A 14,524-nucleotide genomic window follows, 5' to 3' on the forward strand; every position below is an offset into this window, starting at 1 on the left:
ACAAATTATAATCTAGACTTCTTTAGTCTTTGTGCATACTACTAGTTATCTCGTGTATAATACATATTGTTACAATAAAATGAGAGGAGATTTATTTCATGAAAATACCTATAAGTATTGAACAGAAAAAAGCAATTGCTAGTATACTAGCAGATATAATATATGAAGAAATGCTCAAAGATGTAAAAGCTAAGAAGAAAATAATCCAAGAAGATATAAAATATAAGCATTAGACTTATTATTTTTTGCTAGCAATAAGAGTTATTATAAATTTTTAAGTTTATAGTAAAAAAACAATTTATTTTTCTTAATTGCTTCACTATTTTCCTTGAACTTAAGGTACGCACTAGCAGCTTTGGATGCCATTATAGAACCACCAACTACAGCTGCTTGATTTAATGACACAGATGAGATATTTGATATAGCAAATCCAAAAGCTCCTGTTATAATCGTATTAGACTTAATAGACTCTTTAACAACAGTAGACATGAACTTCCGAAGATAACTATTTTCTTTTATAGACTCTTCAATTTCTAGTATTTGATCTGCTATATACTTACGGTATATCTTATCAACATCATACTTAAAATCATTACTATCAGGTATACTATCAACCTTTTCAGATAAATCACTTAAACCACTTCTAAATCTAATCAAGGGATTATTCAATTCTTTTCTAATATCAAGTATTTCATCTATAGAGAAGTTTTCAAATGTTGGGAGATTTTGAAACAAGTTATGCATTAAAGTAAATTCTTTATTGATAGAATCATAACCTTTGTGACTATTAATTTTTTCCCTATTCAACACGATTTTACTAGTTTTAGTATCAAACATAGGATATTCAGCATCTTTTACAATGGTGTCATTTATAAAATCTGTGTATTTTTTTAATATTTTATTTGAGTACCTCTCTACCATACTATCAGTAACATTTTCTATATCGAAATCTTGAAAATCATTAATGTCTATAGCATCATACAGTTCAACAAAGTTTAGATTTCCTAGCTCAAATGGTGTTTTTAGGTTTATGACACCTGTTTTTTCAGCTAACTCTGTTCCTTTCTCATTTAATTGATTTAATAGTTTATCAATTTGCTTTATAGTATCTTTAAATTCTTTTGTACGTCTTTGTTTTCTTGAAAAGCCTTTCAACTTTGTTAAAAAAGAAAGAAACTCTGTTTTTTCATCATCATTTATTTTTTTACCTAAAGTTTCAAAAAAAGGCAATAGATTTTCTAATACATTTATTTTATCTTGCCATGTTAAATTATTAATAAATAAATATGGCAAGATTCCAGAACTTGTAAAACTACACAAGTCTACTTTATCAGCATATAATAAAGCTGTCTTTAGAAGTTTTATTTCCTCATTAATATTATTTTGTGGATAAGTAATTAGAGTAATTTTCATAATCTTCTCCCTTTAAATACTAATCTATTGAAATAGTTAAATATTACTACATCTAGTTATCCTAGTCTCAAATAATCTATTTACGCTTTGTATAAATACGTATTCTACCACTGTCTTTTTTGTGCGAACTAATATAATTATTATCTTCCAACTTACTAATAAGTGATCTATTCAAATCACTGTCCATTATCGTTGGATTTTCACCTTTATTAGTAATTCGTGAATATGGTTTACCTAAGCTATTTAGACAATCAGTAATATCTTCATCTTCTAACATTACCATTTGATCTATTAATAATTTAGTTTTCAATTTTTTTGTAGTAAGTCCCTTATATAGCTTTTTAAATAAAGGTTTATTAATTTGATTAGAACCAGATTTACAGTTAGTCAAAACCTCGTATATCAAATTTATCTCATCAATAGTATTAGCTATTTCATTAATATCTACGCCACGCAAAATTTTAACTTTGTTAGAACAGTTAATTTCTTTAGAATGTAATATATTAGTAATATCATTACTGTCTATCTTATACTGTGTCAACTCTTTCAAAAACTTATCAATATTCTTTTCAATTAATAAAATAACTTTATCTTTATGAAATTCTCTTATATTATCATAGGTCTCTTTAGTCAGTTTAATTAAATTACAACTAATTAAATCCTCTACTCGAGTATGTGACATATTAGTCGTGTCTATTTGAGTATAAACATAAGGTATACTTTTAGTTAGTTTTATAAATATGTTCTTTTTAATACCTTCACAATGAATAATTGCTCTTGAAATTTTGTTATATACCTCATCACTAAATTGATTTTTTTTGAATAGTTTTGTCTCTGATAATATACTACAATTTTGTTCACTATTTAAAAATGAAATCATGCTATTATCTATTTTTTCAGCATATAAAAAATAGTTGATCAAATTATTCCAAGTCACATCTATTTTTGAATTATTAATTAAATAACTCCACAATTCTTCATCAACAGAAGTAATATCATTAAGTACTATTTCTTCTTTATCTATTATTAGTTTTTTACTCTCTTCATCAATGTCTGATCTATTTAGTAACATCTTTAATATATCCTGTGTTTCATATTTGTTCTCTGGAAGTTGCAAAAAAACTTTATCTATATAAACCTGCATATTATTATCAATATAGTTCCAGAGTAAGCTGTTGTTGGAGTTAATAATGCATGTTAAATTCCTAGCATATAAATCTTGGAGATTGCATCCTTCTTTTTTATGTGCTATTTGAATAATCATATTAATGTTAATTTGATACAATTCATTCCTATAAATATAATCATGTAGCCTCGATTGAGTCAAAGTATCTTCTATATCAATAAACTTCACTTCTAACTGGCTGAATACCTTTTCCACCTTCTGATAGTCTGTCTTTTCTATCAATTTAATGAAGTCGTTCGTTTCTGAAATATATTCAGTTAAAACTTTATCTGAATTTATACTTTGAATACTGTCAAAATCGGCATAGATTATAATATCTCTTATATACTTTTTAACCCTTTTAGCAGGAAAACTTGACTCATTTATTATAGCTTGTCCAATATTATCCCAAATTTTACATAGTAGTTTTATAAATATATCTTTATGTTTAGTAATATCCATAAAAGAGTCTATAAAATCGACAGAATATCTACTCTCATTAGACAACTGATCTAATACTAGATTTAAATATTCTTGGTAATTTTCATAGTCTCTATATTTAAATAGATAATCTACAAGGCTATAATTTAATATTTCTGGCCTTTTAAACTCAACTCTATTCAATCTACTTATTACAGTATTAATATTATTAAGCTTATAATCAAAACCTAAACTTTCTTGATCTTTTATACTTAAAACAAAGTTCTTATCCTCATAAGTCATACTTCCTGCATAAAAATAAGTTATATAATTATGATATTCTTCATCAATATATCCATTCCTTAGTAAAAAAATTCTTAATTTGTTTTCTTGTGAATCATCTTTAAATACACTATCAACACCTACTTTTTCGATGATTTGAGATAATGACCACGAATTAACTTCAAGCAAATCACTTTTTATATTGCTAATTTTCTCCTTTATTTCTTCTATATCGGATTCCGTTTTCGATTCTAACCTTTTAGCTCTTTCATAAAATCCTATCTTATTTGGAGACATATTAATCATATCAGAAGGAGTATAGCTCTTACCCCAAGTTCCATTGCTATTAATTACAACTATTCTATTGAAAGTTTTAAGAATACTAAAAGCATCCTGTCTATCATAAAATTGGTTTATTTGATGTCTTGTGTTATCTACATTAAATTCACGTATGCTTGTATTATTACCTCTTAATAAGTATATGAACGCAGCTTTTAGCTCTCTTACTGAGTTTAAATGTTCTTTTTCATACTTTTTAATCTCAGCCTCAAATTCAGAAAGTTTACCTATTAATTCCTTGGTCAAAGAAGAAATCAACGATTTCTTCTTATTAAAAATCTCAGATGTATATCCCTGGTTAAATTGTAGTCTTGCAAAGTCTTTAGGATATATGTTTTTATATACAATCATTGCGAATAACTTCTCCGAATTTAAAGTGATATTACTATGATTTTTCAAGTAAATAATAAACTCATTAAAAATATTATTCAATATTCTCATATCATCTATATATACTGTAATATCGTTTATAAATGATTTGGATAGTATATTTTCATAACCAGCTTCTTCAATCTTCTTAAATAATTTTTCATTCGAATTAGATGAATTTATAACAGGTAATACTGGTATAATGAAATCAAAGAACTTTGTTCTTTCTTTATTTATAAAAATTTCATCTTTAATTGCATATATAAAAACTACTCTTCTTTTAATTTGTTCAGAATTATTAATGAGCGTGTTTAATTCACGTAATTTTGTGAATATTTCAATTTCCTCAAACCTATCTAAGTCCTCTATTATAACAACATTATATTTAGTAACTTCAAAAAAATATAGAATTTCATCTAAGTATCTATTAAATACCGAGTCATTATCTTCATTATTTTCTCTGTCTAAAGCCAATTCAGTACTCTGTACTTTTATTTTGCTTAATTTCACTCTTTTCAGTAGTGTACTTATGAAAGCAGTTAACATAAAAAAAGTTGTTATTACGAAAACAACAAATAAAATCATTAAGTGAGTATTTGTAAAACCATTATCTTGTAATACAGATATATTGCTTTTTACTTTAGGTATAGTTGATGGAAAAAATATCAATATTCCCGAAATAACAACGCTAAGTATAATAAATATCCATTTAATAATATCTATTAGTTTTATGTTCTTTATTTTTCTGAATCTTGAGTACGGAATCCTCTTAGTTTTAACTCTATAGAAAAGTTGTTGTAATATACTCTTTTCTATTGTTAATTTATCTTCAAGTTTTCTATTATAACTCTTTTCTTTATCATCTTGAAAAGTAGCTAACGATAAATTAATATAATGATAACTTGGATGGTTTTTAGAGTAAGTCTTTAAAATACTACTTTTCCCTGACCCATAAGTTCCTGTTATAGCAATATTAAAAACATTTTGATCTTTTAATGCATAGTTGATGGCATCTATATAATTTTTCTTCTTCTCAACATTATCTATTGGAGCTAAATTCGTATATGGTAGTTGTTCTTCACTAGCACTATTCTTTACATATGATTCTAGTTTTTTCCATGACATCTGTAGTTTCCTTTGCAAATTTATGAGTTTATTAGATACAAATATTGTTATAAACTTAAAGAACACAACTATCATTTTTCCTTCCCCCTAGTTATACTTATTATCCCTATACAATAGTCTTTATTTTTAATATATACAAGTGTTCATCAGCTTTTTGGAGGCAAGGTAATGTTTATAATAAAACTGGATAATTATTCTACAGTTTCCTCTAACCTCTTAAGTACTATGATAAACTAGCAAATAATTTAATAATGGTTATTCAAATTCATTGTTTAACATTTAATGGAAAACATCTATTAATTATTAGTATATTATTCCCTGATCATAAAATCAACTCTTTCATCCCATAAAAATACATGTATTGACAATTATTTCAATTTTAGCTTTCATTCTTTCCTTAGCAAATAGCATAGTACTTAATTATTAATATAACTCTAATATTGTACTATTCTAAAGTCTTTAATGTTTAGTTATATTTAGTTATTTATATCTTTATCCACACATACCTGAAGCTATATCCATGGCAGACAGAGTTGTAGTTTTATCTAACCGACCAGCTACTGTAAAAAAGGTATTTGATATTGTTTTAACCTGTCCCAATGGAGAACAATCTCCAATGAAATGCAGAGAAGCTCCTGAATTCAGGCATTACTTCAATAAAATATGGAAGGAGCTTGATATTCATGTCTAGGAAAAAAAATCAAAATATATCAAAGGAACATACACAGTTTATTAGAAAGATTAAGAGACGTAATAAAACAGTTCACATAACTCAAATTGCAATATTGATAATTGGTTTAGCTCTATGGGAGATAGCTGCTCAAATGCAATGGATTGATGCATGGCTAACAAGTTATCCTAGCGCCATTTGGGATTTGTTTGTAAAGTATCTTTATAACGGGTCATTATTCCATCATGTCGGGGTGTCTTTAATGGAGGTAATAATAGGCTTTGTAGTAGGTACCCTGCTTGGGATATTAATAGCTATATTGTTATGGTGGTCAGATTTTATCTCTAAGGTTCTTGACCCATACCTAGTAGTTCTTAACAGTCTACCAAAAACAGCTTTAGCTCCTATAATTATACTTTGGGCTGGTGCTGGGTATTCCGGTATTATCACAACTGCTATTGCCGTTTTAATAGTTATAACAATTATGAATATATACAATGGATTTAGGGCAGTAGATGAGGATAAAATTAAAATGCTTAAAACATTCGGGGCTACAAAGTATCAGATTTTAAGAAAGGTAATTATACCAGCTAACATCCCTACTATGATTAGTACTATGAAAGTAAATATAGGACTTTCTTGGATAGGTGTAATAGTTGGGGAGTTTCTAGTTTCTCAAAGTGGAATTGGTCACTTGATTGTATATGGTGGTCAGGTGTTTAGATTAGATTTAGTTATGATGAATGTTATTATTTTAGCTGTTTTAGCATCACTAATGTACCAGATAGTTGCCTTTATTGAGAAAAAGTTTACTAGATAGAGACTATTAGAAGTACTATGATATTACCTATCAAATATCATAGTACTTCTATATTTCTATATACTCTTTTTATTAATCATACCAGATAATCAATGTACTTTACTTATCCGCTATCAATGCTCTAAAATATATGCCCACTTCTTACCGCTATATATTTGAATAGGAAGTCGTATTATATTTTTAACATAAGGTTTTTGAACTAAGTTTTCCATATTATAACTCATTGGAGCTATTGCCATACTATCTACAAGTATCCTTTCAGCTTCTACCATATAGTCAACACGTTCCTTTTGATTAAAATTCTCCATAGCCTTATTTACATACGAATCATATTCTTCGTTAAAAAAGTTTCCATAGTTATAGGAACTTTCACTTAATAATATCTCCATAAAAGTCACAGCATCATTATAATCAGCTATCCATCCTCTACCTACCATGGTAAAATCTCCACTAACACATCTTTTCTGCCTAACCGTTGAAGTTGATTGTTCAATCCCAATCTTTATTCCAGAGTACTTTTCAATCATTTCTTGATATAGCTTAGCGTATTTTAGAGAAGAATCTGATTCACTAGTTAAGTAGGTTATCTTTCCTTGAATATCATCTAATGTCATTCCTTGTTCTACTAATCCTTCTTGTACTAAATCTTCAATTTCTTCTTTATTTGCACCATTCCCAATATCACTAAATAGTCTCTTTCCAGCTATCTCCCTAAATGTTTTTCCATCATATCCTGAAATTCCTGGAGGTACAAAGGCATATGCTGAATCTCTAATGCCATAAGCTAGCGTTTCAAAGACCTTGCTTTGATCAATAGACATTCTTATTGCTCTTCTAATTTTAGGACTAGAAATGTATTTATTATCAGTATTAAATGTATAGTAATATGTAGTTCCATTGCTATAATTTTTTCTCTTATCTTTATATTGTTCTATAAACTGACTTGGTAGTTTTTGATAATCTATTTGGTCAGTTTTATACATTCCCATAATAGAAGAAGAATTTTCAACTATAAGATATGTTATTTTGTTTAATTTCACTGATTCCTCATCCCAATACAAAGGATTTTTTACTAATACTAGCTTTGAATGAAAATCCCATTCCTCAATCATAAATGGACCACAGAATGGAACCAACTCTTTTTCTGCCCCATATCTTTCTCCATACTCTTTTACCAAATCTTTCCTTACAGGCAAGAAAGCGCTATGCTGAAGTTTACTTATAAAAGCTGAATTAGGAGCCTGAAGAGTAACTTCTAAAGTATTATTATCTAAAGCCTTTATTCCAACTTTTTCAAAGTCAGTTATATTTCCCTGGGAATATTCCTCTGCATTTAGTACGTCATATGCTAAATAAGTATAGTCAGAACTATTATTTGGATCCAATAGCCTTTTCCATGAATATTCAAAATCCTTTGCAGTCACAGAAGTTCCATCTGACCAATTAGCCTCTCTTAGATAAAAGGTATAGGTCTTACCATCTTCACTTATATCCCAATCTTTAGCTATACCAGAGCCTTTTTTCACTGTCCCATCTTCATCTAATCTAATTAATCCCTCTAAAGTATCTTGAAGTATTTCAAGTGCTACTATATCGGAACATAGTTGTGGGTCTAAATTAGATAGGTCATCAGTTAGTAAAAGTCTAAGCTCTTGGTTCTCAGCTAAAACTTTCTTTTCATTACTTGCATTTTTATCTATATTTAAATCAGTAGATATATTTGATTTTTCACAAGCTACAAATGATAATAGGGCTACTAATACAAGTACTATTAAAGCATTATTAATCTTCCATTTACTCATCTAAATCCCTCCTAGACCTTGAATTTATGTTAAATTTCTCATAGGTTATATTGTCAGACTTCATATATGTACCATCCTTAGAAAGGATAACGTCGTTTGTTCCAATAAAAAATCTAGTTATACCCTTATCATTATAAAAAGTTATGTCTGCTGCAGGTTGTTCTATTGGCTCGTCTACTTCATAAAACTCGGCATTATTCAATAGATTTTCCAAATCTTCTATCTCATTCTGCAAAGTTATAACTCTCATGTTACGAGCAAAGTAATATCCAATAACCACACGGTGAGAATTCTCAATTTTTCCTTCTGACAAATTTATTATATTATGGTCTAATCCTTTTTCTACATACTCCGAAAATGAATGTTTGATATTTTCCTTATATATATTCCATATATCATCATAATTAATTTCCTTTGATTTTACATAAGTTCCATCCTGTAATTTGATAAAACTTAGATTATCTATATACAGTCTAGTTCTACCATTGTCACCATAGAATATTACTTCTAAGTTTCCTCGATATCTAGATTTATCAAATTTATAAAATTGCGTATCAGAAAATAAATCCACTAATTTTTCTACTTCTTCTTTATTTATTATTTGGGCAGTTCTACTATAGAGAGCTTGAGAAATAGTAACTCTCACCGAATCCTCTATTTTCTCCTTCAATGAGTTCTCTATCTTCTCACCTAATGAGAATTCTTTTTCAAATGCTAACTTTTCTACCTCTTTTCTGTAAATAGAAGCTAATTTTCCTATACTTATGTTATCGGATTTTACATAGCTACCATCTTCTAATCTAATAAAGTTCTTATTGTTCATGTAAAACTTTTTTGTTCCTTGTTCACTATTAAATATTATATATAATATAGGTTCTTCTCTAGGAGTATCAACTTTAGAAAACTCTGCTTTATTAAATATATCTTCTAGCTCTCTTATTCTTGCTTCGTCAGTGATTGAAACAGTTAAACTATTTTTTTCATATCCCATCTGTATCTCTGTTGAATTATTAATCTTTTTATCTCCTAAATCTTCACATCCTGCTATAAATAAAATAAATAAACATGATGATACAAATACTAAAAGATACAAAGATTTCTCCTTTTTTGTCATGTTTATAAACTCCCCTTTTTGCTATAGTTATGTGTCAGTAATATAAATCCTATAATAGGTACTGGGATTATAGAAATAACTATTATAAATATATAATATTAGACCTTGCACTAATTAAAAATAATTCAATTGTTAATTTTCTTTCCACAAGCTATCTCTCTTCTCATATCCCTTCTCTAATGGTTAAATAGCTACTTATTTTTTTAGAATTATACTTATAAAAACTTAATGCCATTATACCATATTTTTACATAATAATCTATTTATTGAATCCCTTTTAATATCTTCATAATTTAATAATGAAAAAAATTGCATAGTTATAATTTAAATATTTTTAAATAAAATTGCATAGAATTTTAATATGTATTTTTTATAATAAACTCTTTGCTCTTATTGACTTATACTCTTCTTAAATGTATAATAAATTATAAATAATGAACAGGAGTTTACTAATGCAATATTTAAAAGAAGAAGTGAAAAAAGCTATAGTTAAGTCCGCTATAAAGGAGTTTAAAGAAAAGTCTTATACAAAAGCCTCTATGCGTTCAATAGCCAAAAATGCAGGGGTTACCGTAGGAAATATCTATAGGTATTTTGACAATAAGGATGATTTGTTTAACTTTATTGTTGATCCAGTGTGGAATGACCTTGAAAGAGTTATGTTTGAACACTATACTATGTCTGCGGATTTATTTCCTATAACTGAAATTATTACATCTGTTATGGATATTTATAAAAGGTCAAACAATGAGCTCTTTATATTATTTCAAAATAGTGCTGGCTCTAAATATGGTAATTTTAAAGAAAGACTTATAGGTCTTATAGAAAAGCGTATAAAAGGAGAGTACCTTCCTATTTTGAAAGAAAATAACAGAAACTTAGATGATAAATTCATATTTTATATAATATCCAATGCCATTGTGGATAGCGTATATATTATTATGAAAGAATGTGATGATGATTTTAAAAGGGCTGAGTCTTTAATAAAACAGACCATAACTATTTTCTTCAATGACTTAGCTAAAAGAATATAACTATTATGTATAACAGCATAATGGTTATATTTTATAATTAAAAATGAACAATTGTTTATTACTGTCCAATTTTTTTAATTTAATAGTGAAGGGAGCTGATAAAATGAAAACACTTGCAAATTTTATCGTAGAAAAAAGAAAATTGATATTAATTATTTTTTTAATTTTTACTGCTATAAGTATCATATTCATCCCAACGGTTGGAGTAAATTACAATTTAAGCTCTTATTTACCTAGTGATATGAATACTAAAAAAGCAATTGATGTTATGGATGAAGAATTCAATCTATCAGGTCAAGCACAAGCTATGATTGAAGATATTACTATACCTGAAGCTCTAGACTTAAAAGAAAAAATCAAAAATATTGATGGAGTAAAAGGCGTAATTTGGCTTGATGATTTGGTTGATGTATATGAGCCAATGGACTTTCTTGATGAAGAGTTAATTGAAAGTTATTATAAGGGCAGTACAGCCCTATTTCAAATAGAATTCAGTGAAGATGATTATAGTCTCAATACTGGTGCTGCTATTAATGATATTGAAGAGATCATTGGTGAAAAAGGTATATTAGGAGGAACTGCTGTTAGCACTAAGGCAATGCGGGAAAGTACATTGAAAGAAGTTCTTTCAATTTCAATGATGGCATTACCTCTATTTATTCTAATATTATTATTAACAACTCAATCTTGGTTTGAACCAGTAATATATTTATCTGTTATAGGTATTTCAGTTCTTATTAATATGGGAACCAATGCTATTTTCGGCGATATATCTTTTATAACACAATCAAGTGCAGCAATTCTTCAATTTGCTTTATCCATGGATTACTCCTTATTCCTATTGCATAGATTCACCGAAGAAAGGGATAAGGGCTTAGAGGTGAATCAAGCTATGAAGGTAGCTATTAGAGAATCTTTCTCCTCTCTCGCATCCAGTTGTCTAACCACTGTAGCTGGTTTTGCAGCCCTAATGTTTATGCGATATAGAATAGGTCAAGATATGAGTTTAGTACTAGGCAAAGGAATCTTATTAAGTTTAATAAGTGTAGTATTCTTGTTACCAGGTGTTACAATTGTTTTCCACAAAGTTATTGAAAAAACATATCATGGGTCTGTACTTCCTTCCTTAGAAAAACTAGGAAGAAAAACAGTTAACCTTAGATTTATTGTTATCCTGGTTGTATGTATACTAGTTATCCCTGCTTACCTAGCCCAAGGTTCAAACTCATTTATTTATGGTGAAACCTCAATCACTTCAAGTGAAGAAACAGAAACTGGTCATGCTCAAAAAATGATAGAGGAAAAATTTGGGGTATATAATCCAATAGCTTTATTAGTTTCAAAAGGAGATATACCTACTGAGATAGATGTTACTAATACACTAGAAGACAAACCGTATATATCTTCAGTTCAAGGTCTAGTAACTGTAGTAGATCCTAATATCCCTAGAGAAGCTTTACCAAATGAAGTGTTATCTAATTTTGTATCTGAAAATTATAGTAGACTAATTCTCACTTTAAATACACCAGTTGAAAGTGAGATAACCTTTAATGCAATAGATGATCTCCACAATACGTTAAAGAAATACTATGATGATGATTACTACTTAATTGGTACATCTTCAAGTGTGTCAGATATTAAAGAAGTTGTAGATAAAGACTTTACTGTAGTGAATCTTATATCAATAATTGCTGTAGCCGTAATAATGGCAATTACATTTAGATCCATAACTTTACCTATATTATTAGTTTTAGTAATTAAATCTGCCATTTGGATTAATATGTCTGTACCATATTTCATGAACTCTCAGCTTTCTTTTATTGGGTATATGATAGTTAGTGCTATACAATTAGGTGCTACAATTGACTATGCTATTCTTCTAACTAATAGATATATGGATAATAGAAAATCTATGGCAAAAAAGGATGCAGCAGTCAGTGCAATTCGAGATTCAGGCTGGTCAGTTATTACATCTGCCCTTATACTGTTTGTAGCAGGTATGGGAGTTCGTTTTATGTCATCTATAAGTGGCGTTTCAGAAATGGGTTTACTAATAGGCCGTGGAGCAGCATTAAGTGGAATTATGGTTTTAGTAGTACTTCCTCAGCTCCTAGTAATGTTTGATTCTGTTATAGACAAAACTACCTTTAAAAAAGTGTCTTTTAAGAAAGCGCCTAAATAAATAATATTCAATCAAGAAAGGAGAAATAATTATGAAGAAAAAAAATATATACAAGTATACAGTCATAGCAATGGTAACTATTATATTAATGTTCAGCTTATCTATAGTTTCACACCCAAATGCTGTAACCTACTCTATTAGAAATAGTTTCTATCCAGATGAAACTCAAAGTCAAGAAGCTCTTAAGGATGAGACAGTTTATGGTGTGTTGGGAACAAATGGACAGATTGACTCGCTTTATGTAGTTAATCACCTCTATGTACCAAAGGATGGAACCTATGTAGATTATGGAGACTATGAAAATATTACTAATCTTTCAAATAATATTGAGCCTATAGTATCTGAGGATACGATTAAATGGGATTTGAAGGAATCCTTTAATGGATTTTATTATAAAGGAGAGTTAAAAGCAAAAGAGCTACCTTGGAATTTTGATATTAAGTATAAATTAGATGGTGAAGAAATATCCACCAAGGATTTAACAGGTAAAGATGGAGAAGTTAATATAATTATTTCAGCAACACAAAAAAAGGATACTAAGGATACTGTAGATTATTTTAATAAAAATTATGGTATGCAGATCCAAGTTCCTATAAACCTAGATAATAGTAAAATCATTAATGATAGAGGAGCAAATAAGGTGATAGCTGGAAAGACGGCTACACTAGCTTATACTATTTTATCTGGAGAATCTGGAACATATGAAATTACCCTTGAAGCTAAGTCTTTCGAAATGGATAGTATTAATATTAGTATTACCCCAATGAATTTTTCTTCTATGATAGATACAGGAGAAATTACCGAAGGATTCAATTCCCTAAGTGAAGGTATGGGTGGAATGGTTAATGGTACTAAGGAGTTAAAAAATGGCACAGCAGAACTAAGCAATGGCATTAATGAACTTACCAAGGGTCAAACTAATTTAGTTGAAAACGGAAATCTTATGGTTGATAAGATGGAAGAATACAGTGAGGGTCTTAAAAATCTAGACACCTCTATAACTACAATTGAGAGTGGCTCTAAGGAAATTAATAATGGACTTTCTCAAATTTCCCAAGAAGGTAATTCTTTAGTAGAAGGCTATAAACAGATGGCAGACAATATAAAAGAGCAATTACCATCGGAAGAAGAAAAAGTCCAGTTACAAGCATTAGCTCAATATGCAAACAGTACAGATCCAACTATGGTTCAATTGGGTGTTATGGCAAACTCAATGCTTGAACAAATTGCAGGTCTAGAAAAAATGCATGAATCTCTTGAGACATTAAATGGAGGCCTTTCTAAATACAATAGTGGAGTATCAAATATCGCTAATAATTATGGAGATTTTCATAACGGCTTAAGTCAGTTACCTATGGCAACTGGACAATTATATGAAGGATATAATTCCATATTAGAAGGAAATAAACAATTTATGAATGGATTATCAAATGTTAATGATGGAATGATTGATTTGAATAATGAAGTAAAGTTTCTACCTGACAGCGTCGACCAATTAGTAGATGGACAGGAAAAGATTAAAGGTGGTATAGATGAAGCTAATAACTCTATAAATGCTATGTTAGGTGAAGATAAAGAAGAATCCAGCCTTGTCTCCTTTGTAAATCAAGATAAAGGAAATATAAACTCAGTTCAATTTATTTTAAGAACTCCTAGCATAACTATATCTGAAAAAAAAGCTGAAGTTACACAACCTGATGAAGAAAATAAAAACTTTATTGAAAGACTTATTGACTTATTTAAGAATTAATAAAAATATCAAAGCCCTCTAAGTTTTTGAATCAAAAAC

The 14,524-nt window shown here is 28.6% G+C and carries 10 protein-coding genes; 6 read left to right on the plus strand and 4 right to left on the minus strand.

What is annotated here, in order from left to right; translation table 11 throughout:
• The first annotated feature begins 98 nt into the window (after positions 1 to 98).
• On the plus strand, positions 99 to 233 hold the full coding sequence (locus tag JMO20_RS20365) for a hypothetical protein (protein WP_279380098.1): 135 nt from the start codon (positions 99 to 101) through the stop codon (positions 231 to 233).
• 31 nt (positions 234 to 264) lie between these two features.
• Here the strand turns inward: JMO20_RS20365 and JMO20_RS09945 are convergent, their stop codons facing one another.
• Entirely contained in the window at positions 265 to 1,413 is a 1,149-nt protein-coding gene (locus JMO20_RS09945; RefSeq protein WP_202709481.1) for a hypothetical protein, read from the minus strand.
• 76 nt (positions 1,414 to 1,489) lie between these two features.
• Positions 1,490 to 5,188 (minus strand): YobI family P-loop NTPase, encoded by a 3,699-nt coding sequence (locus tag JMO20_RS09950; RefSeq protein ID WP_202709483.1) that lies wholly within the window; start codon positions 5,186 to 5,188, stop codon positions 1,490 to 1,492.
• 445 nt (positions 5,189 to 5,633) lie between these two features.
• Between JMO20_RS09950 and JMO20_RS19845 the strand changes: the two genes are divergently transcribed.
• Together JMO20_RS19845 and JMO20_RS09955 are read left to right on the plus strand one after the other, a co-directional pair.
• Complete coding sequence (locus JMO20_RS19845) at positions 5,634 to 5,804, plus strand: sulfonate/nitrate/taurine transporter ATP-binding protein (RefSeq protein ID WP_207753482.1); 171 nt, start codon at positions 5,634 to 5,636, stop codon at positions 5,802 to 5,804.
• Positions 5,797 to 6,603, plus strand: coding sequence for an ABC transporter permease (locus tag JMO20_RS09955; RefSeq protein WP_202709484.1), 807 nt, complete (start codon positions 5,797 to 5,799; stop codon positions 6,601 to 6,603). Before JMO20_RS19845 ends, JMO20_RS09955 begins: the two co-directional genes overlap by 8 nt.
• A gap of 113 nt (positions 6,604 to 6,716) precedes the next feature.
• On the opposite strand, the gene JMO20_RS09960 is transcribed toward JMO20_RS09955, so the two are convergent.
• Together JMO20_RS09960 and JMO20_RS09965 are read right to left on the minus strand one after the other, a co-directional pair.
• A complete protein-coding gene (locus JMO20_RS09960; RefSeq protein ID WP_202709486.1) occupies positions 6,717 to 8,405 on the minus strand; it encodes a peptide ABC transporter substrate-binding protein in 1,689 nt (562 codons plus the stop codon).
• On the minus strand, positions 8,398 to 9,519 hold the full coding sequence (locus tag JMO20_RS09965) for a hypothetical protein (protein WP_202709487.1): 1,122 nt from the start codon (positions 9,517 to 9,519) through the stop codon (positions 8,398 to 8,400). Before JMO20_RS09965 ends, JMO20_RS09960 begins: the two co-directional genes overlap by 8 nt.
• Positions 9,520 to 9,971: 452 nt before the next feature.
• Here JMO20_RS09965 and JMO20_RS09970 point away from each other — a divergent pair, with 452 nt between their 5' ends.
• From JMO20_RS09970 to JMO20_RS09980, 3 genes are all read left to right on the plus strand, one after another.
• Entirely contained in the window at positions 9,972 to 10,553 is a 582-nt protein-coding gene (locus JMO20_RS09970) for a TetR/AcrR family transcriptional regulator (protein WP_202709488.1), read from the plus strand.
• 103 nt (positions 10,554 to 10,656) lie between these two features.
• On the plus strand, positions 10,657 to 12,735 hold the full coding sequence (locus tag JMO20_RS09975) for an efflux RND transporter permease subunit (RefSeq protein ID WP_202709489.1): 2,079 nt from the start codon (positions 10,657 to 10,659) through the stop codon (positions 12,733 to 12,735).
• A 31-nt stretch (positions 12,736 to 12,766) separates the two neighbouring features.
• Positions 12,767 to 14,485 carry a hypothetical protein gene (locus tag JMO20_RS09980; RefSeq protein WP_202709490.1) on the plus strand — a complete coding sequence of 573 codons (1,719 nt, stop codon included), beginning with the start codon at positions 12,767 to 12,769 and terminating at the stop codon, positions 14,483 to 14,485.
• Positions 14,486 to 14,524 lie beyond the last annotated feature (39 nt).

Source organism: Sporosalibacterium faouarense (assembly GCF_016765695.1).
Taxonomy (GTDB): domain Bacteria; phylum Bacillota; class Clostridia; order Tissierellales; family VENL01; genus Sporosalibacterium; species Sporosalibacterium faouarense.

Excerpts from the sequence above, each read along its gene's own strand:
- JMO20_RS20365 (WP_279380098.1), top strand. The coding sequence starts at position 99 with ATGAAAATACCTATAAGTATTGAACAGAAAAAAGCAATTGCTAGTATA.
- JMO20_RS09945 (WP_202709481.1), bottom strand. The coding sequence starts at position 1,413 with ATGAAAATTACTCTAATTACTTATCCACAAAATAATATTAATGAGGAA.
- JMO20_RS09950 (WP_202709483.1), bottom strand. The coding sequence starts at position 5,188 with ATGATAGTTGTGTTCTTTAAGTTTATAACAATATTTGTATCTAATAAA.
- JMO20_RS19845 (WP_207753482.1), top strand. The coding sequence starts at position 5,634 with ATGGCAGACAGAGTTGTAGTTTTATCTAACCGACCAGCTACTGTAAAA.
- JMO20_RS09955 (WP_202709484.1), top strand. The coding sequence starts at position 5,797 with ATGTCTAGGAAAAAAAATCAAAATATATCAAAGGAACATACACAGTTT.
- JMO20_RS09960 (WP_202709486.1), bottom strand. The coding sequence starts at position 8,405 with ATGAGTAAATGGAAGATTAATAATGCTTTAATAGTACTTGTATTAGTA.
- JMO20_RS09965 (WP_202709487.1), bottom strand. The coding sequence starts at position 9,519 with ATGACAAAAAAGGAGAAATCTTTGTATCTTTTAGTATTTGTATCATCA.
- JMO20_RS09970 (WP_202709488.1), top strand. The coding sequence starts at position 9,972 with ATGCAATATTTAAAAGAAGAAGTGAAAAAAGCTATAGTTAAGTCCGCT.
- JMO20_RS09975 (WP_202709489.1), top strand. The coding sequence starts at position 10,657 with ATGAAAACACTTGCAAATTTTATCGTAGAAAAAAGAAAATTGATATTA.
- JMO20_RS09980 (WP_202709490.1), top strand. The coding sequence starts at position 12,767 with ATGAAGAAAAAAAATATATACAAGTATACAGTCATAGCAATGGTAACT.